This window comes from Streptomyces sp. Go-475 (assembly GCF_003330845.1).
Lineage (GTDB): Bacteria > Actinomycetota > Actinomycetes > Streptomycetales > Streptomycetaceae > Streptomyces.
Genome location: NZ_CP026121.1, coordinates 7,801,034 through 7,822,059 on the forward strand (window position 1 = coordinate 7,801,034; position 21,026 = coordinate 7,822,059).

The window sequence follows — 21,026 nt, forward strand, 5'->3', positions numbered from 1 at the left end:
AGTCACAGCACATGACGCGCCGTCACGTGCGCCCGCTCTCTGCTCAGATCACCTTGAGCCGTACCAGCGCCGCCAGCGTCAGCGCGCCCGGCACGAGCGGCAGCCACACCGTGATGACCCGGAAGGCCAGGACCACCGCCGTGGCCACCGCGGCCGGGCCGCCCGCCGCGACCAGCGCCACGACCAGCGCCGCCTCCACCGAGCCGATCCCGCCCGGCGTGGGCACCAGCGCGACGGCGACCGTCGCCGCCAGGTAGGCCACCGCCATGTGCGCGAGCGGCACGTCCAGCCCCAGCGACTTCCCCACCAGCACCAGGACGGTCGCCTGCAGCGCGGGGAAGGCGAGCGACCCGCCCCACAGCGCCAGGGCCCGGGCCGGGCGGGTGTGCACCGAGCGCGCCTCGCCGAGCGCCGTCCGCAGGAAGGTCACCAGCGCCGAGCGCACCCGCCGGACGAGGACGAGCACGGCCGCCGCGACGACGACCAGGGCGCCGACGCCGGCCAGCAGGCCGAACGCCGTCTCCGGGACCAGCGTGCCGAGCCGCAGCGCGTCGGGGAACGCCAGGAGCAGGGCAGCCAGCAGGGCCACCCGGCCGACGCTCTCCGCCAGCAGGTACAGCGCGAGCGCCGCCGAGGAGCGGGCGAGCGGCAGCCCGCACACCGTCATGAACCGCAGGTTGACCGCGCTCGCGCCCAGCCCGGTCGGCAGCAGGTGGTTGGCCGCGCCCGCCGCGAACTGCGTCGCCAGCAGCCGCCGCCGGGGCAGCCTCTCGACGACCGCGCCCTGCCGGGTGCAGGCGGCCGCGACCCAGGTCAGACAGGTCGCCCCGACCGCGGCCAGCAGCCACGGCCAGGCGGCGGTGCCCAGGTGCGCGAAGCCCTCGGCCAGCACCGACCGGTGCCGCACCGCGACCACGGTGACGAGCAGGAGCGGAAGCAGGCACAGGATCTGCCTGAGGCGGCGGACCGGGACGCGACGGGGGAGTCGTCCCGGGCGGAGTTCGGGGAGTTGTACCGCTGTCACATCCGCAGAGGCTTCCCACCCCGGGCCAACGGCGGGTTGCGGAAGCGGGGACTGTGGGTGGCCCGCGGGAAGCGGCTGGGGCTCGGGCACGGGAAGCGGCTGCGTGGGAAGCGTCATCGGGGCCTTTGCGCGGGGGACGGGGGACGTGGGGGTTGGGGCTGATTGTGCGGGATGTCGGGGGCGTTGCGCGAGCGTCTCGACCTGATGTGCGAACGCCTTGACCTCAAGATTGCTTGAGGTTCTACGTTCCCTCCCATGAGCATGGAGACCACAGCGTGGACACAGCTGCACAGCGTCATGACCGCCCAGGAGGAGCGCCGCCCCTTCGCCCTCGCGACCCTGCGCCGCATCGGCGCGTTCGCCCGCCCGCACCGGCGCCGCATCGCCCTCTTCGTCCTGCTCGGGGTGGGCACCGCCCTGCTCGCCGTGGCGACCCCCGTCCTGGCCGGGCGGGTCGTCGACGTGATCGTCTCCGACGGTGACGAGGGCACCGTCGTACGCCTCGCCCTGCTCATCGCGCTGATCGCGGTGGCGGAGGCCGCGCTCGGCATCCTCGGCCGGAGGCTGTCGGCGACGCTCGGCGAGCACCTCATCCTCGACCTGCGGACGGCCGTCTTCGACCATGTGCAGCGCATGCCCGTGGCGTTCTTCACACGCACACGTACGGGCGCCCTGGTCTCCCGGCTCAACAACGACGTCATCGGCGCCCAGCGCGCGTTCAGCAACACCCTGTCCGGAGTGGTCAGCAACCTCGTCACGCTGCTGCTCACCCTCGCCGTGATGCTCACCCTGTCCTGGCAGATCACCCTGCTCGCGCTGGTGCTGCTGCCGGTGTTCGTGATCCCGGCCCGGCGCATGGGCAGCCGGATGGCCCGGATGCAGCGGGAGGCGGCGACGCTGAACGCGGCGATGGGCACCCGCATGACCGAGCGGTTCTCGGCACCCGGCGCCACGCTCGTCAAGCTCTTCGGGCGGCCGGAGGAGGAGTCGCGGGAGTTCGCCGAACGAGCCCGCCGCGTCGCGGACATCGGGATCCGGACGGCCACCGCCCAGGCGGCGTTCATCACCGCCCTCACCCTGGTCTCCGCCCTGGCCCTGGCCCTGGTCTACGGCCTCGGCGGCTACCTCGCCCTGCGCGGCACCCTGGAGCCGGGCGCGGTCGTCTCGCTGGCCCTGCTCCTGACCCGGCTGTACGCGCCGCTGACCGCGCTGGCCGGGGCGCGGGTGGAGGTGATGAGCGCGCTGGTCAGCTTCGAGCGGGTCTTCGAGGTGCTCGACCTCAGGCCGCTCATCGAGGACAAGCCGGACGCGCGCCCGGTGCCCGACGGTCCCGTGGCGGTCGAGTTCGAGGAGGTCCGCTTCGGCTACCCGGCCGCCGACAAGGTCTCCCTGGCCTCCCTGGAGGAGGTCGCCTCCCTCGACCAGCGCGGCGGCGACGAGGTCCTGCACGGCATCTCCTTCCGCGCCGAACCGGGACAGACGGTGGCGCTCGTCGGCTCCTCCGGCGCGGGCAAGTCGACCATCGCGCAACTGCTGCCGCGCCTGTACGACGCCGACGCCGGGGCCGTCCGCATCGGCGGCGTCGACGTCCGCGACCTCACCGCCGAGTCGCTCCGGCAGACCCTCGGCATGGTCACCCAGGACGGGCACCTCTTCCACGACACCGTCCGCGCCAACCTGCTGCTCGCCCGCCCGGAAGCCACCGAGGAGGAGCTGTGGGACGCCCTGCGCCGGGCCCGCCTCGACACGCTCGTACGGTCCCTGCCCGACGGCCTCGACACCGTCGTGGGCGAACGCGGCTACCGGCTCTCCGGCGGGGAACGCCAGCGCATGACCATCGCCCGGCTGCTGCTGGCCCGCCAGCGCGTCGTCATCCTCGACGAGGCCACCGCCCACCTCGACAACACCTCCGAGGCCGCCGTCCAGGAAGCCCTCACCGAAGCCCTGGAGGGCCGGACGGCGGTCGTGATCGCCCACCGGCTCTCCACCGTCCGGGCGGCGGACCAGATCCTGGTGATCGAGGCCGGCCGGATCGTGGAGCGGGGCACGCACGAGGAACTGCTGACGGCGGGCAAGCGGTACGCGGAGCTGTACCGCACCCAGTTCGACGGGGCACGGACCGCCCCGGTGGAGCAGGCCGCGTAGGGGGACACGGGGTGAACGCCTCCCCGGGCCGGTCCGTACTCCTGTCGAGTACTCCTGCCGACAGCCCGCACCCGGAGAGGCGACGTGTCCCACCAGCCACCGCTCGTACGACCCGCCCGCCGGACCCCGTCCCGCGCCCGACGGCTGCGCGCCGTCGCCGCGGCCGGGGTCCTGGCCGCGCTGCTCCTCGTCACGGCCTGCGGCGGCGGTGACGGCGACACGGCGGCGGTGACGCCGAGCGGGTCCGCGGCGAGCGCGTCCGAGGCGAGCGGGTCCGAGGCGAGCGGGTCCGCGGCGAGCGGGTCCGCGGCGAAGGGGTCCGCCGCTCCCGCCGCCGGGGTCGTCGCGCCGGCGAAGGTGGAGGTGATCGCCGGGCTGGCCGGCTGCACGGCGAAGATCCGCACCGAGGCGGACGAGCTGCGCGAGGGCGTGTGCCACACCGCGAAGGGCGACTTCCTCATCACCACCTTCCCCGAGGAGCGACTCAAGGACACCTGGCTCGAATCGGCCCGCGTGTACGGCGGCACGTACCTGGTGGGCATGCGCTGGGTGGTCAGCGCCAAACCGGAGACGCTGGAGCCGCTCCGCGCGAAACTCGGCGGCACCATCCGCGAGTTGTCCGGCATCGGCGCGAACGCCTCCTGACGTCACATCCCCCCGAGCAGGCGCACGAGGCCGGCACCCCGGAAGGCGTGTGCCGGGTCTCCCATGACGCCTCCCTTCCGGTTTGCGCTGGTGGACGTCATGATTGTGCGACTCCAGGTCCGGCGGCGCACATGAGCCGCCCCCCTTGTGCCGGCAGAGAAGATTGAGTCCGTCGTGGTCGCCACCTTTCGTCGCCATTCGCTCGCGGGCGAGATGCTGGTGCTCCAGCTCGCCATCGTGGTGGTGGTGCTGCTGGCGGTCGCCGCGGTCTCCCTCGCCCAGTCGCAGGCCACCTTCAACCGCGTCGAAGGACGCCGGGTGAGCGCGCTCGCCGAACAGCTGGCCGCCAACCCGCTGGTGCGCAGCCAGCTGGTGCGCCCCGGCCCCGGGGAGTCGCTCGCCCCCCTGGTGCTCTCCACGCAGGCGCAGTCCGGAGTGACCTCGGTGACGGTGGCCGACGCCACCGGCCGGATCGTCAGCTCCACCGACCCCACGGTGGTCGGCGAGCGACTGCCGCTGGGACCCGGCACCGCCCGGGGACGGGGCTGGTCGGGTCAGCTGACCCTGGACGGCAACCGCGAGCTGGCCGCCCAGGTCCCCGTCCTCGGGGCGAGTGAGGAGAACCTCGGCCGGATCCTCGGCACGGTCATGATCGGCGAGGCCGACCCGACGGTGTGGCAGCGGCTCAGCGGCGCCTCCTCCTCTCTGCTCGCCTACCTCGGCATCGCCAGCGGACTCGGCGTGGCCGGCTCCTGGCTGCTCGCGCGGCGCGTCAAACGCCAGACCCTCGGACTGGAGCCGCGCGAGATCGCCGGGCTCGCCGAACACCGCGAGGCGATGCTCTACGGAATCGCCGAGGGCGTCATCGCCCTGGACCCGCAGCACCGGCTCACCCTCGTCAACGACATGGGCCGCCGCCTGCTCGGCCTGCCCGAGGACTGCGTCGGCCAGAGCCTGGACGGCCTCGGCATCGACGGACGGCTGCGCGACGTGCTCGCCGGGACCGCCGCCGGCAGGCGGGACGAGGTCGTCGTCCGCCACGGCCGCGTCCTGGTCATGAACCGGATGACCGTCACCAAGGACGGCCGGCTCCTCGGCTCGGTCACCACCCTGCGCGACCGCACCGAACTGGCCCGCCTGGAACGGGAGATCGGCTCCTTCCGCAGCTCCTCGGAGCTGCTGCGCGCCCAGGCCCACGAGTTCGCCAACCAACTGCACACCATCTCCGGGCTGATCCAGATCGGCGAGCAGGACGAGGTCGTGCGCTACATCCGCGCCCTGAACCAGCGCCGCCAGTCCCTGGACGTCACCCTCAGCCGCCGCGTCCGGGACACCGCGGTGGCCGCGCTGCTCATGGCGAAGGCGTCCCTCGCGGCGGAACGCAGGGTCAACCTGCGGATCTCCGACGACACCGCGCTGGAACGGCTGGCCCCCGAGGACGCCGCCGACGTGGCGACCGTCGTCGGCAACCTGGTGGACAACGCCGTCGACGCCGCCGCCCAGGACGACGACGCCTGGGTGGAGGTGGCGCTGCGCCAGGACGCCTCCAGCGTGGAGATCGCGGTCCGCGACTCCGGGCCCGGCGTCGCTCCCGAACTCGCCCGCGAGGTGTTCTCCCACGGCTTCACCACCAAGGCCGCGCGGGAGGGCGAACGCGGCATCGGACTGGCCCTGACCAAGCTGGTGTGCGAACGGCACGGGGGAGAGATCTCGGTGTCCAACACCCCCGACGGGGCCGTGTTCACCGCACGCATGACCGTCGGCCACCTCACCGGCACGGTGGCGGAAGGAGCGGCCCCATGACCGCGACGAGCGACAAGACGGGCACGATCGACGTCCTCGTGGTCGACGACGACTTCATGGTGGCCCGGGTCCACCGCGCGTTCGTGGAACGCGTCGAGCCGTTCCGCGTCGTCGGCGTCGCCCACACGGGCGCCCAGGCGATCGAGGCCGTGGACGAACTGCGCCCCGACCTCATCCTGCTCGACCTGTACCTGCCCGACCTCTTCGGCCTCGACGTCATCCCGCGGCTGCGCACCGCCGGCCACGACTGCGACGTCATGGTCATCAGCGCCGCGCAGGAGGCCGACACGGTACGCGGCGCCGTCCGCCGCGGCGTGGTCGACTACCTCCTCAAACCCTTTGAATTCGAGGACCTGCGCCCCCGCCTGGAGCGCTACGCCGCCCAGCGCGGCCGTCTCCTCACGGCGGTCGTCCGCGGCCAGGCCGACGTGGACCGGGTCCTGGCCGGCGCGTTCGTCCCCGCGCCGGCCCACACCCTGCCCAAGGGCATGAGCGTCGAGACCGCCGCCCTCGTCGAGCGGGCCCTGCGCGAGGCGGACGGCACGCTGTCCGCCACCGAGTGCGCGGCCCTGACCGGCGTCTCCCGCGTGAGCGCCCGCCGCTACCTGGAGTACTTCCACGGCACCGGCAGCGCGGAGGTGTCCCTGCGCTACGGCGCCGCGGGACGTCCGGAACGCCGGTACGCCTGGCGGGTGTGAGGCGCAGCGGGCCGTGCGGGCGCCTCCCGTGGCCCGCAGGAACTCCAGCTTCTCCGCGTCGGCGGAACCCGCCGCCACCGTGTGGACGACGAGACGGACGTCGCACCCCGGGACGGTGAGCACGTCGCAGTCGCACGTCACCTCCCCGACCTGGGGGTGCACGACGGTCTTCCGGGCCGACACGTGCGGGCCGACCGCGCCCTCGTCCCACAACCGCGTGAACTCCGCGCTGGCGGCCCGCAGTTCCTCGACGAGGTCGATCAGGCCACGGTCGAGGGGGTGGTCGACGAGAGCCGTGCGCAGATCGGCGACGAGGGCAGGGCCGAGGGCCTCGCCCTCCTGGAGCACCGGCCACGCCGCGAGCCCTGAGGGCCCCGCGGTGAAGACCGCCCGCACCAGGTTCCGCACGCCCACGCGGGCGTCCAGGACGGCAAGGTCCAGTCGGCGCTGAACCGACCGCCACGGTGGCTTCGTCTCATGTGGGGCTGATGGCGCCGGAGACGAGCAAGGGGGGGCAGCAGTGCGCTGGCGAGCACCGTGTGCGTAACAGGCGACGACTGACCGGCGAGGGCTGGCCCGCCGGTCAGTCGATGCCTTCGACGATGCGGAAGTCGCGCTCGAAGCCGTCGGGGAGGGCCACCAGCGCCTTCTGGTATGTCTCGCTCTCGTATGCCGCGACCGCCTGTTCAAAACTGTCGAACTCGATCAGAACGACGCGTTCGGCGATTCCGGCCTCGTGGGCGACGACTCGACCGGAACTGGACAGGAGGCGCCCGCCCCCAGCCTGGACAGCCGGCCCCGCCAGCTCGATGTAGTCAGTCAGCCTCTCAGGGTCGGAAATGGCGGGGTAGACACTGACCCAGTAGCCCTTGGCCATGGAACCTCCTGTGCTCGGCCGGACACGTCCGACTTCGAAGTGACACTCAGATTGCTCGATCCCGACGACGGCCTTGGAGGGCGAGGTTCTCACCTGCCTCCGTCGAGGTCATGCCTCGATCCTTTACCTTCGAGCCGACCTCGGCCATGACGGAAAGGTCAGCCTCCGATACATTCACGCCATGCCCGCCCACCATGCCGCCCCTGGTCCTCCCGGCGCCCACGACTTAGCCGGTCGCACCGACGAACCGGATCGCGCGACGCGCAGGGAACCGCGGCCCGCCGCCCACAAGGTGGTCGTCCTCGTGGTCGACGGGGTCTACCCCTTCGAACTCGGCATACCGCAACACGTCCTGGGCTCCGCCGGTGGCCGCTACGAGGTGGTGACCGCGGGCGTGGACGGGAAGCCCGTGCGCGCCGTCTCGGACCTGACCGTCACGCCCGGGCACGGCCCTGAGGTGCTGGCCGAGGCGGACACCGTGATCATCCCTGGCTACGCCATCACCCATGCCTCGGCCGCCACCACGAACTCGAAGGCCCTGGACGCGCTTTCCCGGGTCCGGCCCGGCACCCGTCTGGTGTCGATCTGCAGCGGTGCCTTCCTGCTGGCCGGCACCGGTCTCCTCGATGGGCGTCGGGCCACCACGCACTGGGCGCTCAGCGACCGCTTCCGGGAACTCTTCCCCCGGGTCGAGCTCGACGCCGGCGTTCTTTTCGTCGACCACGGCGACGTGTTGACCTCAGCGGGGGCGGCCAGCGGCTTCGACGTCTGCCTGCACCTGCTGCGCCAGGACCACGGCATCGAGGTCGCCAACCAGGCCGCCCGCTTCTGCGTCGTGCCGCCGTACCGGGACGGCGGGCAGGCGCAATACATCGAGCGGCCACTGCCGCCGACGGGCACAACCGGCACCGGACCGACCCGCGACTGGGCCTTGCAGCGGCTTGAACTGCCGCTGTCGGTGGACGAGTTGGCCGCGCACGCGGCGATGAGCACCCGTACCTTCGCCCGGCGCTTCAAGGAGGAGACCGGTCTGAGCCCCGGCCGCTGGCTGACCTCGCAGCGGCTGCGGCGGGCCCGGCACCTGCTGGAGTCCAGCGATCTGCCGGTGGAACGCGTCGCCCACGAGGTCGGATTCGCCACCGCCACCTCGCTGCGGCGGCACCTCGCGGCGGAGGCCGGAGTCGCCCCGTCGGCGTACCGTCGCACCTTCCGTGCCCCGGATCCGGCCGCCGGCGATGCGGGCTCCGTTCCCGCTTAGCCACGCCGCACCGTACGCTTCCCGGTGGTTCATCCGAACCTCTGCGCGTTTTGATCGGCTCAAGGTCAGGTAGTCCAGCCCTGCTGTGGCGACCGTCACGAGAGCCCGGACACGCGACTCGCTGTAAGGTGTGGAAAAGCCCTTGACCTGCAAAAACGCCGGCAGGGAGCCTATTTTCGGGAGTGCACCGATGTTGCGTACCATGTTCAAGTCCAAGATCCACCGTGCCACCGTCACCCAGGCCGACCTGCACTACGTGGGATCAGTCACCATCGACGCCGATCTGCTCGACGCCGCGGACCTGCTGCCCGGCGAGCTCGTGCACATCGTGGACATCACCAACGGCGCCCGGCTGGAGACGTACGTCATCGAGGGCGAGCGAGGCTCGGGCGTGATCGGGATCAACGGGGCCGCCGCCCATCTCGTCCACCCCGGCGACCTGGTGATCATCATCAGCTACGCCCAGGTGACGGACGCCGAGGCGCGGGCACTCACCCCCCGGGTCGTGCACGTGGACGGCGACAACCGGATCGTGGCCCTCGGCGCCGACCCGTCCGAGCCCGTGCCGGGGTCGGACCAGCAGCGCAGCCCGCAGGCCGTCGGGGCCTGACCGAGACGACAGGAGCAGGAGCGTGTCCATGAGCGACCCGGAGATCCGTGACGACCGGGCGGCGGGCCGTCTGGAGGCGGTGGCCGAGGGCGAAGTCGTCGGGCGCATCGAGTACTTCGTGCTCGACAGCCCGGGGCGCGCGCTCGTGCCCGTCCACACGATCGTCGAGCCGGCCCACGAGGGCAAGGGCATCGCGGGTTCGCTGGCACGCGAGCTCTACGCCATCGCCGGACGCGAGCACAGCGTCGTCGCCCCGCTGTGCCCCTACGTCGCCAAGTGGGCCGAACGCCACCCCGACGAGGCACCGCCGGCGGGCGAGGACGTGCTGACCGCGGCGAAGGAGTGGCTGAGGGCCCACCCCGGCCGTTTCTGACGCCGGACCGCACGCGCCGACGGTGGTGGGGGAGCCGTGGCGGGGCCGCCCCGGCTCCGCTACCCCACCTGGCCCCCTTCCCGTCCCGCCGCGGAGTGACTGCCGCGGCGGGCGACGGGTAGGCGGGGGAGTAGTCCAGAGCCGGAGTCGAGCGACTGGCTGGAGGACCTCATGACGAACCCGTATCCCGACCCCGTGCCGCCGGCACCGACACCGGGCCCGGATCCCCAGCACCCGGAGCCGCACCCGGATCCGGTGCCGAACCCGCAGCCCCCGCCGGGGCCGGAGCCCACCCCGCCCCCACCGGCTCCCACCCCGCCACCGGGCCCCACCCCGCCGACGCCGCCGGGTCCCACCCCGCCGACGCCGCCGGGCCCTGACCCCGTGCCGGGCCCGAACCCGTCCCCGATCCCCCCGGGGCCGGAACCCGTACCGAACCCCGAGCCAGGACCGCCGCTGTCCTGAGCCCGGACACGAGAACGGGGCGGTGGACGGCACCCGTGGCCGTCCACCGCCCCGTTTCGCATGTCCTCCCCGCCTACGCGGAGACCTCCGACCGGTCCTGGCCCCACAGCGTGTGGAACGACCCGTCCCGGTCCACCCTCCGGTACGTGTGCGCACCGAAGTAGTCCCGCTGCCCCTGCGTCAGCGCCGCCGGCAGCCGCTCCGCGCGCAGGGCGTCGTAGTAGGCGAGGGCCGCGGCGAAGCCGGGCGTCGGCACGCCCTGCCGGGTCGCGGCGACCAGCACCTCGCGCCAGTCGTCCTGGGCGTCCGCGATCTCCTGCGCGAACGTGTCGTCCGACAGCAGGCTCGGCAGGTCCGGCCGGGCGTCGTACGCGGCGCGGATCCGGTCCAGGAACGCCGCACGGATGATGCAGCCGCCCCGCCACAGCGCGGAGACGGCACCCAGGTCGATGTCCCAGCCGTACTCGGCGCGCGCCGCGTCGATCTCGTGGAAGCCCTGCGTGTACGACACGATCTTCGACGCGTACAGCGCCTGCTCCACCCGGTCGGCGAAGGCCCGCGCCTCCGCCTCGCCCATCGGCTTCGCCTTCGGGCCGGCCAGACCGCGCGAGGCCTCCCGCAGCGCCGCGTGCCCGGACAGCGAGCGCGCGAAGACCGCCTCGGCGATCCCCGACACCGGCACACCCAGGTCCAGCGCGATCTGCACGGTCCAGCGGCCGGTGCCCTTCTGCTCGGCCTGGTCCACCACCACGTCCACGAACGGCTTGCCCGTCTCCGCGTCCACGTGGGAGAGGACCTCGGCGGTGATCTCGATCAGGTAGGAGTCGAGACGGCCCTGGTTCCAGGTGCGGAAGATGTCGGCGATCTCGGCGGGGGAATACCCGGCGACGTCCCGCAGCAGCTGGTACGCCTCACCGATGAGCTGCATGTCCGCGTACTCGATGCCGTTGTGCACCATCTTCACGAAGTGCCCGGCACCGTCCGGACCGACGTGCGAGACGCAGGGCGTACCGTCCGCCGCCTTGGCCGAGATCTTCTCCAGCATCGGGCCCAGCGAGTCGTACGACTCCTTCGGGCCGCCCGGCATGATGCTCGGGCCGTTCAGCGCGCCCTCCTCGCCGCCGGAGACGCCCATGCCGACGAAGTGGATGCCCTGTTCGCGCAACTCGCGCTCGCGGCGCCGGGTGTCCGCGAAGTGCGCGTTGCCACCGTCGATGATCATGTCGCCGGGCTCCAGCAGCGGCGCGAACTCCTGGATCACCGCGTCCGTCGGCTCACCGGCCTTCACCATCACGACCAGCCGCCTCGGCCGCTCCAGCGCCGCGACGAAGTCCTTCGCCGACTCGCACGCGACGAACTGCCCCTCCCCGCCGAACTCGTCGACAAGGGCGCGCGTGCGCGCGGGCGTCCGGTTGTGCACCGCCACCGTGTAGCCGTTGCGGGCGAAGTTGCGGGCGAGGTTGCGGCCCATGACCGCCAGACCCGTGACGCCGATCTGCGCTGAACTGCTCATTCGGTTCGCTCCTAAAGACTTCGGTACTGGTGCTGCCGGTGCTGCCCACCGGCATGCCCCCGTCGACCATCCTGACGTGCCGCTACGCCGTCCGCACGCGCGGGTCGTACGACGTCGCGCAGGCAGATACGCACAGCGGCCCCGTGGCACTCAGCCGACGTACGCGTCCCCGCGCACGGCGCACCCGGGCACCGCGTGGCGTACGCGGTGCACCGCCGTGGCGCACGTCGCGCAACAGGGGCCTCTTACCGGCCATTTGGGCATCCGGGCGGCCGATAGCCGCCTTGTCCTGGCCGGTTCGCAGCGCTTACTTTTGCCCCTCCTGACGCATGTCTAGGGGGGCAATCGATGGCCGTACGCGGCCGGCACCGCCGGTATCAGCCGAACAGGATCAACCGCGCCTCACTCACCGTCACCGCGGGCGGCGCGGGCATGGCGCTCCCGTTCATGGGCGCCGGCACGGCGCAGGCGGCGGACGTGAACACCTGGAACAAGGTCGCCGCCTGCGAGTCCAGCAGCAACTGGAACATCAACACCGGCAACGGCTTCTACGGCGGGCTGCAGTTCACCCAGTCCACCTGGGAGGCGTACGGCGGCCGGGCCTACGCGGCGCGCGCGGACCTGGCCACCAAGGACGAGCAGATCGCCGTCGCGGAGAAGGTGCTCGACGGGCAGGGCCCGGGAGCCTGGCCGGTCTGCTCGGTCCGGGCCGGGCTGACCCGGGGCGGCGGCGAGCCCGACATCAGGCCGGTCGCCGCGAGCACGAAGCAGAAGGACCAGAAGAAGGACGGGAAGAGGACCTCCATCGAGGACGTCCGGCCGCAGTCCACACCGCAGTCCCGGGCGGGCAGCGCCGAGATGTACACCGTGGTCCGCGGCGACACCCTCTCCGGCATCGCGGCGGACGAGCAGGTCCGGGGCGGCTGGCGCGGCCTGTACGCCGCCAACCGCTCGACCATAGGGAGCGACCCCGATCTGATCGTGCCCGGCCAGCGGCTCGCGCTGAGCGGCGAGGGCACCACGAAGACGCGTCCCGCCCACAAGCCGTCCCCGTCGGCCGAGCCGTCCGCGCAGAAGCCGGCGACGAAGAAACCGGCGACGAAGAAGCCGTCCCCGGACCGCGCCGACGAGCGCGCCAGGGAACGGACGAAGGACCAGAAGGAGGACCGGGCCGCACGGTCGACGGCCACCCGGCAGGGCCTGGTCGCGCCCGTCAGCGCCTCCCTGGGCACGCCCTACCGCAAGGCGGGTTCCGCCTGGTCGCAGGGGTACCACACCGGTGTCGACTTCCCCGTGCCGACGGGCACGTCCGTCAAGTCGGTCGCGAGCGGCACCGTGGTGACCGCGGGGTGGGGCGGCTCGTTCGGCTACCAGGTCGTGATCCGCCACGGCGACGGCCGCTACAGCCAGTACGCCCACCTGTCCGCGATCTCCGTGCGGGACGGGCAGACGGTGAGCGCCGGGCAGCGCATCGGCCGCTCCGGCTCCACGGGCAACAGCTCGGGCCCGCATCTGCACTTCGAGGTGCGGACGGGGCCCGGTTTCGGTACGGACGTCGACCCGGTGGCGTATCTGAGGGCCGGCGGCGTCAGGATCTGACGCGCGTGCGGTGCCGGTCGACCGTGGGCATCGGGACGTACGGGATGCCGTGGAAGGGCACGTAGGAGAGCGGGCGCTGATCGTCGGCGGGCACCGACGGCTCCCCGCTCTCGTACGGGACGACGTCCCGCGCGGACGGCGCGGGCGGCGCCCCCGGGCCGGGCACGAGGACCTCCTCCACGAGCAGCGGCCCACCACCGGGCACGGCCCCGGTGGTCCGGCCCTGGGCGGCGTGACCACCCACGGGCTCGGCGACAGCACCCACGGGCTCGGCCCGTGCACCCACCGGCTCGGTCACGCCCACGCCTCCCGGCCGCCCGGCCGCGGTACCCACCAACTCAGGCCTGGGCAGGGCCCCCGTCGCCCCGAGGCCCGTGTCCACGGGAACCAGCCCGGTCCCCGCGATCTCCAGCCCGGCCCCTTCACCCTCCGGCTCGGCGTGCGTCAGCCGCTCCGTCGTCAGGAGGATCAGTCCGCCCGCCGCCACCACGCCGCAGCCCAGGGCGAGCACCGTGCCCGTCGTGCCGTAGTGGAAGGTCTCGCCGAACATCGTGATGCCGACCGCGGCGGCCACCACCGGGTTCACGACCGTCAGCGTCGCCAGCGGCGCCGCGAGGCCGGCACCCCGGTAGGCGGCCTGCGACAGCAGCATGCCGGCCGTGGCGAGGACGCCGATCACGGCGAGGGACGGCACGTCCGCCGCCGACACGCCGCCGGTCCAGTCGACCGCGACGGTCTTGGTGAACACCGAGGACATGCCGAACGCGATGCCCGAGGCCGTCGCCAGCAGCGTGCTGCGGACCGCCGGGTGGCGGTGCACGGCCCGCGCGGCGATCATCAGCGCCACCACCACACCCGCGGTCACCAGGGCGACGGCCACCCGCTCCGCCGCGTTCAGCGACTGCGCGTCGGACGCGGCCACCAGAGCCAGCAGACCGGCGAGCCCCACCGTCGCCATGATCGCGCCCCGCCAGGCCGTGGCACCCGCCTTGCGGCCGACGAACAGCGCGGCCATCGGCAGGGCCACCACGATGGTCAGCGCGCCGAGCGGCTGCACCAGGCTGAGCGGACCGTAGGCCAGCGCCACCACGTGCAGCAGGCCGCCGAGGCCGTTGAGCGCGACCGCCGCCCACCAGCCCGGCCGGCGCAGCGGCGCGTACTCCTCGCCCGGCGAGGACTCCGCCACCCGCTCCTGCACGATCGCCCCGCCCGCGTAGGCGACCGCGGAGACGAGGGAGAGCAGGACGGACAACGCGAGGGCGCTCATCGGCTGCTCCTCTGCGTCAGGCGGGGGCGCTCGGCCCGGCGCGGCGAAAGGTCGGCTTTCATGACCAACACCCTGCCGTGTCCAGGTCTTCCCGTCGTCGTCCCTGAGCACTCATTGGGTCCTACTGCCGATGGAGTACGAGGGGAGCCCCGTCATCCCCAGGGTGGGCGACGCCGGTCGGGGGCCACCGGGTCGCGTCCCTTAGGGGCCTTGGTACTACTGCTCTTCGTGGACCTCGACCCCGGCCTCGCCGCGCTCCGCCCGCTGGGCGGCTTCTTCGTGCTGCACACGGAAGCAGCCGCGGAAGGAACTTCCGAAGGAGCCGCGGAAGGAGCTTCCGAAGGAGCCACGGCAGGGCCTCTTCCCACTCTCGCACAGGCCTACGCCGCCCCGTCACCCGATGTGGCCGGAAATCCCCTGATTTTCCGTGTCCACAAGGTCGCGAACGCCCTGCGCGCCCCGGAGTTGCGGATCGCCGCGTCCGTGACCCAGCAGGGGCTCGCGGCCCGGCTCTGGTCGGTGACGCTCGGCTGCGCCGCGCTGTACGGCGGCATCCCCGACCTCGACGCCCGGCTGCTGCGCTGGGACCCCGACGGCAGCGCCCCCGACGACCTGTGGCTGCCGGGCGTACGCCCCCTGCCCGGTGACGCGGCCACCCTCGCCGACACCGTCCTGCACGGCCACCTCGCACCGCTGGCGACGGCCCTGCGCGCCCACTACCGCCTCGCCCCGGGCCTGCTGCGCGGCAACGCCGCCTCCGCGCTGGCCGGTGCCGCCCGGGAGCTCGACCGCTGGGCGCGCCGGCAGGGCCGTACGGACGCCGCCGCCCGGGCCCGTTCCCTGGCCGGGGAACTCCTCGCGCACCCGCTGCTCGACGGCGCCGGGACCCTCACCGGCACGGCCTTCCGGCGCCGCAGCTGCTGCCTGTACTACCGGGTCCCCGGCGGGGGTGTCTGCGGCGACTGTTGCTTCCCGCGTCCGCCCCGCTCTTCCCCACGCGCCTCTTCTGGGTGACCATGAAAGGGAACGGCCGCTGAGAGCAGGGAGTTGCGGGTGCGCGTCGGACTGCTGACCCGGGAGTACCCGCCGGACGTGTACGGCGGCGCAGGTGTCCACGTGGAGTTCCTGGCCCGGGAGCTGAGACCGCTGGTCGACCTCGACGTGCACTGCTGGGGCGAGGGCCGCGCCGACGGCGTGCTGCGCCACCGCCCCTGGTCCGCGCTCGACGGCGCCAACGACGCGCTGCGCACCTTCTCCGTCGACCTCGCGATGGCCGCCGCCCTCCAGGGCCGCGAGCTGGTCCACTCCCACACCTGGTACGCCAACCTCGGCGGCCACCTCGCCAAGCTGCTGTACGGCATCCCGCACGTGATGACCGCGCACTCCCTGGAGCCCCTGCGCCCCTGGAAGGCCGAGCAGCTCGGCGGCGGCTACGAGCTGTCCAGCTGGGCCGAGCGCACCGCGATCGAGGCCGCCGACGCGGTGATCGCCGTGTCCGGGGCCATGCGCGACGACATCCTCGGCTGCTACCCGGCGCTGGACCCGGAGAAGGTCCACGTCGTGCACAACGGCATCGACACCGGCCTGTACCGGCCCGACCACGGCACGGACGCCCTGGACCGGATCGGCCTCGACCGCTCCCGCCCGTACGTCCTGTTCGTCGGCCGCATCACCCGGCAGAAGGGCGTGCCGCACCTGCTGCGCGCGGTGCGGGACATCGACCCGGCCGCGCAGGTCGTGCTGTGCGCGGGCGCCCCCGACACGCCGGAGATCGACCGGGAGTTCCGGGAGCTGTTCGCGGAGCTGAGCGAGGTCCGCGACGGCGTGTACTGGATCCCGAAGATGCTGCCGCGTCCGGAGGTCATCCAGCTCCTCACGCACGCCGCGCTGTTCGTGTGCCCCTCGGTGTACGAGCCGCTCGGCATCGTGAACCTGGAGGCGATGGCCTGCGGCACGCCCGTGGTGGCCTCGGCGGTCGGCGGCATCCCCGAGGTGGTGGACGACGGCCGGACCGGCCTGCTCGTCCCGGCCGGCGACGGCTTCGAGGCGGGTCTCGCCCGGGCCATGGACACCGTGCTGGGCGATCCGGAGGCGGCCCGGCGGATGGGTGAGGCCGGGCGGGAGCGCGCGGTCGGCGAGTTCGGCTGGGACGCGGTGGCCCGCCGTACGGTCCGGCTCTATGAGGAGATCGTCAAACAGGCTTAGTGCGTGCTGCTCAGGGGCAGGCATCGGGAAATCGGCGTGAGGGGAGCGGCCATGCGTGGTGGTGGTCCTTCGGTCCTGGGGATCGTGCTGGCGGGCGGCGAGGGCAAACGGCTGATGCCCCTGACCGCGGACCGGGCCAAACCGGCGGTGACCTTCGGCGGCACGTACCGCCTGGTCGACTTCGTCCTGTCCAACCTCGTCAACGGCGACATCCTGCGCATCTGCGTCCTGACGCAGTACAAGTCGCACTCGCTGGACCGGCACATCACCACCACGTGGCGGATGTCCAACCTCCTCGGCAACTACGTCACGCCCGTCCCCGCCCAGCAGCGCCTCGGCCCCCGCTGGTACCTGGGCAGCGCCGACGCGATCCTGCAGTCGCTGAACCTGATCTACGACGAGCGCCCGGAGTACGTCGCCGTCTTCGGCGCCGACCACGTGTACCGCATGGACCCCCGCCAGATGCTCGCCCAGCACATCGAGAGCGGCGCGGGCGTGACGGTCGCCGGGATCCGGGTGCCGCGCACCGAGTCCTCGTCGTTCGGGGTGATCACGCCCGGCTCGGACGGGCAGACGGTGGAGCGCTTCCTGGAGAAGCCGGCCGACCCGCCCGGACTCGCGGACGACCCCAACTGCGTCTTCGCCTCGATGGGCAACTACATCTTCACCACCAAGGCCCTCATCGAGGCGCTCAAGCGGGACGCGGAGGACGAGTCCTCCGTGCACGACATGGGCGGCTCGATCCTGCCTCAGCTCACCGACCGGGGCGAGGCCGCGCTGTACGACTTCAGCGCCAACCACGTGCCCGGCGAGACCACCCGCGACCAGGGCTACTGGCGGGACGTCGGGACGCTGGACGCCTACTACGAGGCCCACATGGACCTGATCGCCGAGCGCCCCGCCTTCAACCTGTACAACCGCAGCTGGCCGATCTACACGCACTCGTACCAGCTCTCGCCGGCCCGCTTCAACGCCGGCGGCATCGCCAGCGAGTCCATCATCAGCGCCGGCTGCCTGGTCCGCGGGCAGGTCACCCGGTCCGTGCTGTCGCCGGGCGTGGTGGTCGACCCGGGGGCCGTGGTGCAGGGGTCGGTGCTGCACGACAACGTGCACATCGGCCGGGGCGCGGTGGTGCGCGGCGCCGTCCTCGACAAGAACGTCGAGGTGCCGCCGGGCGCCACCATCGGCGTCAACCCGGAGCGCGACGCCGAGCTGTACACGGTGTCCAAGGGCGGGGTCATCGCCCTCGGAAAGGGACAGCTGGTCACCTGACGCGGCGGGGGGCCGCACCTCTCGCCCTCGGAGCGTGCCGTGCGGTGCGGGGCCGAGGCGCTGCTCCGTGACGTCCTCCCGGGTGACTCCCACCGGGTGCCCGGCGCCGCAACCTGTGCTGGACTGACCGCACATGCACCATGAGTCCCGCCCCTCTCATCGGGGCGGGACTTAATCCGCTGTTAACTGTACGTAGCCTGATCGTACTTGACCGTAATCGGTTGGGGGCGATTGACTGCTGGCCCACCCGTCGTCGACGCGAGGCAAGCCCTTGACCTCTGACCTGCTCGCTCCTCTCGACCTGGCGTTCTGGAACATCGAGTCCGCCGACCACCCGATGCACCTCGGCGCGCTCGGGATCTTCTCCGCGCACTCTCCGGCCGCGGGCGCCCACGCGGCGGACCTGCTCGCCGCCCGCGCCGCCGGCGTGTCCGGACTGCGGATGCGGATCCGCGACGTGTGGCAGCCGCTGCCCTCCGCCCTGCGCCGCCCGCTCGCCTTCGGCGGCGCCGCCCGCGAACCGGCCCCGGGCTTCGACCCTCTGCACCACGTGCGGCTGCACGCGCCGACCGCCGACTTCCACGCGGAGGCCGGCCGGCTCATGGGGCGCCCGCTGGAGCGCGGCCGGCCGCCCTGGGAGGCCCATGTGCTGCCGGGGGAGGACGGGGTCTGCTTCGCGGTGCTGTTCAAGTTCCACCACGCCCTCGCCGACGGGCTGCGGGCCCTGACGCTCGCCGCGGGCGTCATGGACCCGATGGACATGCCCGCCCCCCGGCCCCGCCCCGCGGAACCCCCGCGCGGACTGCTGCCGGACGTGCGCGACCTGCCCGGCCTCATGCGCGGCGCCCTCTCCGACGCCGCCCGCGCCCTGGACATCGGCACCGCCGTCGCCCGCTCCTCCCTCGACGTGCGCTCCACCCCGGCCCTCACCTGCGAGCCGAGCGGCACCCGCCGCACCGCCGGAGTGGTCCTCGACCTCGACGACGTGCACCGCATCCGCAAGACCGTCGGCGGCACCGTCAACGACGTCCTCATCGCGGTCGTCGCCGGCGCCCTGCGCCGCTGGCTCGACGAGCGCGGCGACGGCAGCGAGGGCGTCGCGCCCCGCGCCCTGATCCCCGTCTCCAAGCGCCGCCCGCGCACCGCCTACCCGCAGGGCAACCGGCTCTCCGGGTACTTGATACGGCTTCCGGTCGACGACCCGGACCCGCTGGCCCGTCTCGCCTCGGTCCGCACCGCCATGGACCGCAACAAGGACGCCGGCCCCAACCGGGGCGCCGGCGCCGTGGCCCTGCTCGCCGACCACGTCCCCGCCCTCGCCCACCGGCTCGGCGGACCCCTGGTCGGCCAGGCGGCCCGGCTCTGGTTCGACATCCTCGTGACCAGCGTGCCGTTGCCCAGCCTCGGCCTGAAGCTCGGTGGCCACCCCCTCACCGCCGTCTTCCCGCTCGCCCCGCTGGCCCCCGGCCACTCCCTCGCGGTCGCCGTCTCGACGTACCGGGGCAGCGTCCACTACGGACTCGTCGCCGACGGCGAGGCCGTCTCCGACCTGGACCTGTTCGCGACGGCCGTCTCCAAGGAGGTGGCGACGCTGATCAAGGCCTGCCGGTCGTGAGCGGCGCGCGTTTTCGGTGCGGCCCGGCGCTGAAGTAAAATTCGCCGTTCGAAAGCGGGCGCGACCGGCGCGCCGCGAGGCAGAGCAGGGAAACACAGCGGCGATGACGGTGACAGAGGACGGCCCGCAGGCCATGGACGAGGCGAGCGGGCACTCGTACGGACCCGGCATCGACCCCGAGCGGCTGGCCGTCTGCCTCAGCGTGCTCGAGGAACTCGACAAGCTGGAGATCGACCACCCGGACGCCATCGCGGTGCGCCGGGCCACCGCGGGCGTCTACCGCACGGTCAAGCAGCGCCGCCGCCAGGAGCGCCGGGCCGCCAAGACCGCCCACGACAGGGCGGTCACGGAGGCCACGGCGACCGGCTCCGCCCAGCGCATCGACGACGAGACCGAGGGCCTGCTGCCCTCCTCGCGCACCGAGGAGGGCCGGATCGCCGGCATCCTCCAGCGCCCGCGCTCCTGCTACACGTGCAAGACGCGGTACGTGGAAGTCGACTACTTCTACCACCAGCTCTGTCCGGACTGCGCCCGCGTGAACCGCGAGAAGCGCGACGTCCGCGCCGACCTCACCGGCAAGCGCGCCCTGCTCACCGGCGGCCGCGCCAAGATCGGCATGTACATCGCGCTGCGGCTGCTGCGCGACGGCGCGCACACCACCATCACCACGCGGTTCCCGAAGGACGCCATCCGCCGCTTCAAGGCGATGGACGACTCCGCGGACTGGCTGCACCGCCTGGAGGTCGTCGGCATCGACCTGCGCGACCCGGCGCAGGCCGTGGCCCTCGCGGAGCAGGTCGCCGAGGCCGGGCCGCTCGACATCCTCGTCAACAACGCGACCCAGACGGTACGCCGCCTGCCGTCCGCCTACGCGGCCCTGGTCGAGGGTGAGAGCGCGCCGCTGCCCGCCGGGGAGCTGCCCGCCCACCACGTCATCGGCGCGTTCAACTCCGGCGCGGTCGACGGCCTCGCCGCGCTGCCCGTGGGCACCAGCGGTCTCGACGCGCAGAAGGTCGCCGACCTCGCCCTGGTCGCCGGCAACGCCAGCGTGGAGCGGCACCTGGACGGCACGGCGATCGACGCGGGCGGCCTCGTCCCCGACGTCGTCGACACCAACACCTGGGTGCAGACCATCGAGCAGATCTCCCCGGTGGAGCTGCTGGAGACCCAGCTGTGCAACTACACGGCGCCGTTCATCCTCATCAGCAAGCTGCGGCCGGCGATGGCCGAGGCCGCGAAGAAGGCGGCGAGCGGACGCGCGTACGTCGTCAACGTGTCGGCGATGGAGGGGGTCTTCGGCCGCGGCTACAAGGGCGCGGGGCACCCCAACACCAACGCCGCGAAGGCCGCGATGAACATGGTCACGCGGACCAGCGCCCAGGAGATGTTCCAGACCGACGGCATCCTGATGACCTCGGTCGACACCGGGTGGATCACGGACGAGCGGCCGCACTACGACAAGTTGCGGCTCGCGGAGGCCGGATTCCACGCGCCCCTCGACCTCGTCGACGGCGCGGCCCGGGTGTACGACCCGATCGTGCGGGGCGAGGCGGGGGAGGACCTGTACGGGGTCTTCCTGAAGGACTACGCGCCGGGGAAGTGGTAGGGCCCGGCCGTCAGTCGCTTCGGAACCGGCCGCGCGGCCAACCGGCTTGAA

The 21,026-nt window shown here is 73.0% G+C and carries 17 protein-coding genes and 1 pseudogene; 13 read left to right on the forward strand and 5 right to left on the reverse strand.

The window, feature by feature from the left end:
- Positions 1-43: 43 nt before the first annotated feature.
- Positions 44-940 carry a lysylphosphatidylglycerol synthase domain-containing protein gene (locus C1703_RS35390; RefSeq protein ID WP_114257748.1) on the reverse strand — a complete coding sequence of 299 codons (897 nt, stop codon included), beginning with the start codon at positions 938-940 and terminating at the stop codon, positions 44-46.
- A gap of 345 nt (positions 941-1,285) precedes the next feature.
- Here C1703_RS35390 and C1703_RS35395 point away from each other — a divergent pair, with 345 nt between their 5' ends.
- The 4 genes from C1703_RS35395 to C1703_RS35410 all read left to right on the forward strand — a co-directional run bounded on the left by C1703_RS35395 (position 1,286) and on the right by C1703_RS35410 (position 6,315).
- Positions 1,286-3,169, forward strand: a complete 1,884-nt coding sequence (locus tag C1703_RS35395) for an ABC transporter ATP-binding protein (RefSeq protein ID WP_114256673.1) — start codon at positions 1,286-1,288, stop codon at positions 3,167-3,169.
- A gap of 84 nt (positions 3,170-3,253) precedes the next feature.
- Entirely contained in the window at positions 3,254-3,814 is a 561-nt protein-coding gene (locus tag C1703_RS35400) for a hypothetical protein (RefSeq protein WP_232840683.1), read from the forward strand.
- A 174-nt stretch (positions 3,815-3,988) separates the two neighbouring features.
- Positions 3,989-5,617, forward strand: a complete 1,629-nt coding sequence (locus C1703_RS35405) for an ATP-binding protein (protein WP_114257750.1) — start codon at positions 3,989-3,991, stop codon at positions 5,615-5,617.
- Positions 5,614-6,315, forward strand: a complete 702-nt coding sequence (locus tag C1703_RS35410) for a response regulator (protein ID WP_114256674.1) — start codon at positions 5,614-5,616, stop codon at positions 6,313-6,315. The genes C1703_RS35405 and C1703_RS35410 overlap by 4 nt, the downstream gene beginning before the upstream one ends.
- Before the next feature lie 99 nt (positions 6,316-6,414).
- Here C1703_RS35410 and C1703_RS35415 read toward each other — a convergent pair.
- Positions 6,415-6,729: pseudogene (locus C1703_RS35415) on the reverse strand (transcriptional regulator); the annotation flags it as partial.
- A 169-nt stretch (positions 6,730-6,898) separates the two neighbouring features.
- On the reverse strand, positions 6,899-7,192 hold the full coding sequence (locus C1703_RS35420; protein WP_114256675.1) for a DUF1330 domain-containing protein: 294 nt from the start codon (positions 7,190-7,192) through the stop codon (positions 6,899-6,901).
- A gap of 181 nt (positions 7,193-7,373) precedes the next feature.
- Between C1703_RS35420 and C1703_RS35425 the strand changes: the two genes are divergently transcribed.
- From C1703_RS35425 to C1703_RS35435, 3 genes are all read left to right on the forward strand, one after another.
- Positions 7,374-8,450: a helix-turn-helix domain-containing protein gene (locus C1703_RS35425; protein WP_198678359.1), complete on the forward strand. Its 1,077-nt coding sequence runs from the start codon at positions 7,374-7,376 to the stop codon at positions 8,448-8,450.
- Between the two features lie 190 nt (positions 8,451-8,640).
- The gene (gene panD, locus C1703_RS35430; protein WP_114256677.1) at positions 8,641-9,060 is read left to right on the forward strand and encodes an aspartate 1-decarboxylase; all 420 of its coding nucleotides are present in this window, start codon (positions 8,641-8,643) and stop codon (positions 9,058-9,060) included.
- A gap of 28 nt (positions 9,061-9,088) precedes the next feature.
- Positions 9,089-9,433, forward strand: a complete 345-nt coding sequence (locus C1703_RS35435) for a GNAT family N-acetyltransferase (protein WP_114256678.1) — start codon at positions 9,089-9,091, stop codon at positions 9,431-9,433.
- Between the two features lie 538 nt (positions 9,434-9,971).
- Here the strand turns inward: C1703_RS35435 and gndA are convergent.
- Positions 9,972-11,411: an NADP-dependent phosphogluconate dehydrogenase gene (gene gndA, locus C1703_RS35440; RefSeq protein WP_114256679.1), complete on the reverse strand. Its 1,440-nt coding sequence runs from the start codon at positions 11,409-11,411 to the stop codon at positions 9,972-9,974.
- 348 nt (positions 11,412-11,759) lie between these two features.
- Between gndA and C1703_RS35445 the strand changes: the two genes are divergently transcribed.
- The gene (locus C1703_RS35445) at positions 11,760-13,010 is read left to right on the forward strand and encodes a peptidoglycan DD-metalloendopeptidase family protein (protein ID WP_114256680.1); all 1,251 of its coding nucleotides are present in this window, start codon (positions 11,760-11,762) and stop codon (positions 13,008-13,010) included.
- Here C1703_RS35445 and C1703_RS35450 read toward each other — a convergent pair.
- Positions 13,000-14,277 carry a DMT family transporter gene (locus C1703_RS35450; protein ID WP_114256681.1) on the reverse strand — a complete coding sequence of 426 codons (1,278 nt, stop codon included), beginning with the start codon at positions 14,275-14,277 and terminating at the stop codon, positions 13,000-13,002. The genes C1703_RS35445 and C1703_RS35450 overlap by 11 nt on opposite strands.
- Before the next feature lie 228 nt (positions 14,278-14,505).
- Here C1703_RS35450 and C1703_RS35455 point away from each other — a divergent pair, with 228 nt between their 5' ends.
- From C1703_RS35455 to C1703_RS35480, 5 genes are all read left to right on the forward strand, one after another.
- Positions 14,506-15,291 (forward strand): (2Fe-2S)-binding protein, encoded by a 786-nt coding sequence (locus tag C1703_RS35455; RefSeq protein ID WP_114257751.1) that lies wholly within the window; start codon positions 14,506-14,508, stop codon positions 15,289-15,291.
- Positions 15,292-15,330: 39 nt separating this feature from the next.
- The gene (glgA, locus tag C1703_RS35460) at positions 15,331-16,482 is read left to right on the forward strand and encodes a glycogen synthase (protein WP_114256682.1); all 1,152 of its coding nucleotides are present in this window, start codon (positions 15,331-15,333) and stop codon (positions 16,480-16,482) included.
- A gap of 51 nt (positions 16,483-16,533) precedes the next feature.
- The gene (gene glgC / locus C1703_RS35465; RefSeq protein ID WP_114256683.1) at positions 16,534-17,754 is read left to right on the forward strand and encodes a glucose-1-phosphate adenylyltransferase; all 1,221 of its coding nucleotides are present in this window, start codon (positions 16,534-16,536) and stop codon (positions 17,752-17,754) included.
- Positions 17,755-18,025: 271 nt separating this feature from the next.
- On the forward strand, positions 18,026-19,369 hold the full coding sequence (locus C1703_RS35475) for a wax ester/triacylglycerol synthase family O-acyltransferase (protein WP_114256684.1): 1,344 nt from the start codon (positions 18,026-18,028) through the stop codon (positions 19,367-19,369).
- A gap of 103 nt (positions 19,370-19,472) precedes the next feature.
- Complete coding sequence (locus C1703_RS35480) at positions 19,473-20,975, forward strand: SDR family NAD(P)-dependent oxidoreductase (protein WP_114256685.1); 1,503 nt, start codon at positions 19,473-19,475, stop codon at positions 20,973-20,975.
- Positions 20,976-21,026: the final 51 nt, after the last annotated feature.

Excerpts from the sequence above, each read along its gene's own strand:
- C1703_RS35445 (WP_114256680.1), top strand. The coding sequence starts at position 11,760 with ATGGCCGTACGCGGCCGGCACCGCCGGTATCAGCCGAACAGGATCAAC.
- C1703_RS35420 (WP_114256675.1), bottom strand. The coding sequence starts at position 7,192 with ATGGCCAAGGGCTACTGGGTCAGTGTCTACCCCGCCATTTCCGACCCT.
- panD (WP_114256677.1), top strand. The coding sequence starts at position 8,641 with ATGTTGCGTACCATGTTCAAGTCCAAGATCCACCGTGCCACCGTCACC.
- C1703_RS35425 (WP_198678359.1), top strand. The coding sequence starts at position 7,374 with ATGCCCGCCCACCATGCCGCCCCTGGTCCTCCCGGCGCCCACGACTTA.
- C1703_RS35435 (WP_114256678.1), top strand. The coding sequence starts at position 9,089 with ATGAGCGACCCGGAGATCCGTGACGACCGGGCGGCGGGCCGTCTGGAG.
- C1703_RS35395 (WP_114256673.1), top strand. The coding sequence starts at position 1,286 with ATGGAGACCACAGCGTGGACACAGCTGCACAGCGTCATGACCGCCCAG.
- gndA (WP_114256679.1), bottom strand. The coding sequence starts at position 11,411 with ATGAGCAGTTCAGCGCAGATCGGCGTCACGGGTCTGGCGGTCATGGGC.
- glgC (WP_114256683.1), top strand. The coding sequence starts at position 16,534 with ATGCGTGGTGGTGGTCCTTCGGTCCTGGGGATCGTGCTGGCGGGCGGC.
- C1703_RS35480 (WP_114256685.1), top strand. The coding sequence starts at position 19,473 with ATGACGGTGACAGAGGACGGCCCGCAGGCCATGGACGAGGCGAGCGGG.
- C1703_RS35410 (WP_114256674.1), top strand. The coding sequence starts at position 5,614 with ATGACCGCGACGAGCGACAAGACGGGCACGATCGACGTCCTCGTGGTC.
- C1703_RS35450 (WP_114256681.1), bottom strand. The coding sequence starts at position 14,277 with ATGAGCGCCCTCGCGTTGTCCGTCCTGCTCTCCCTCGTCTCCGCGGTC.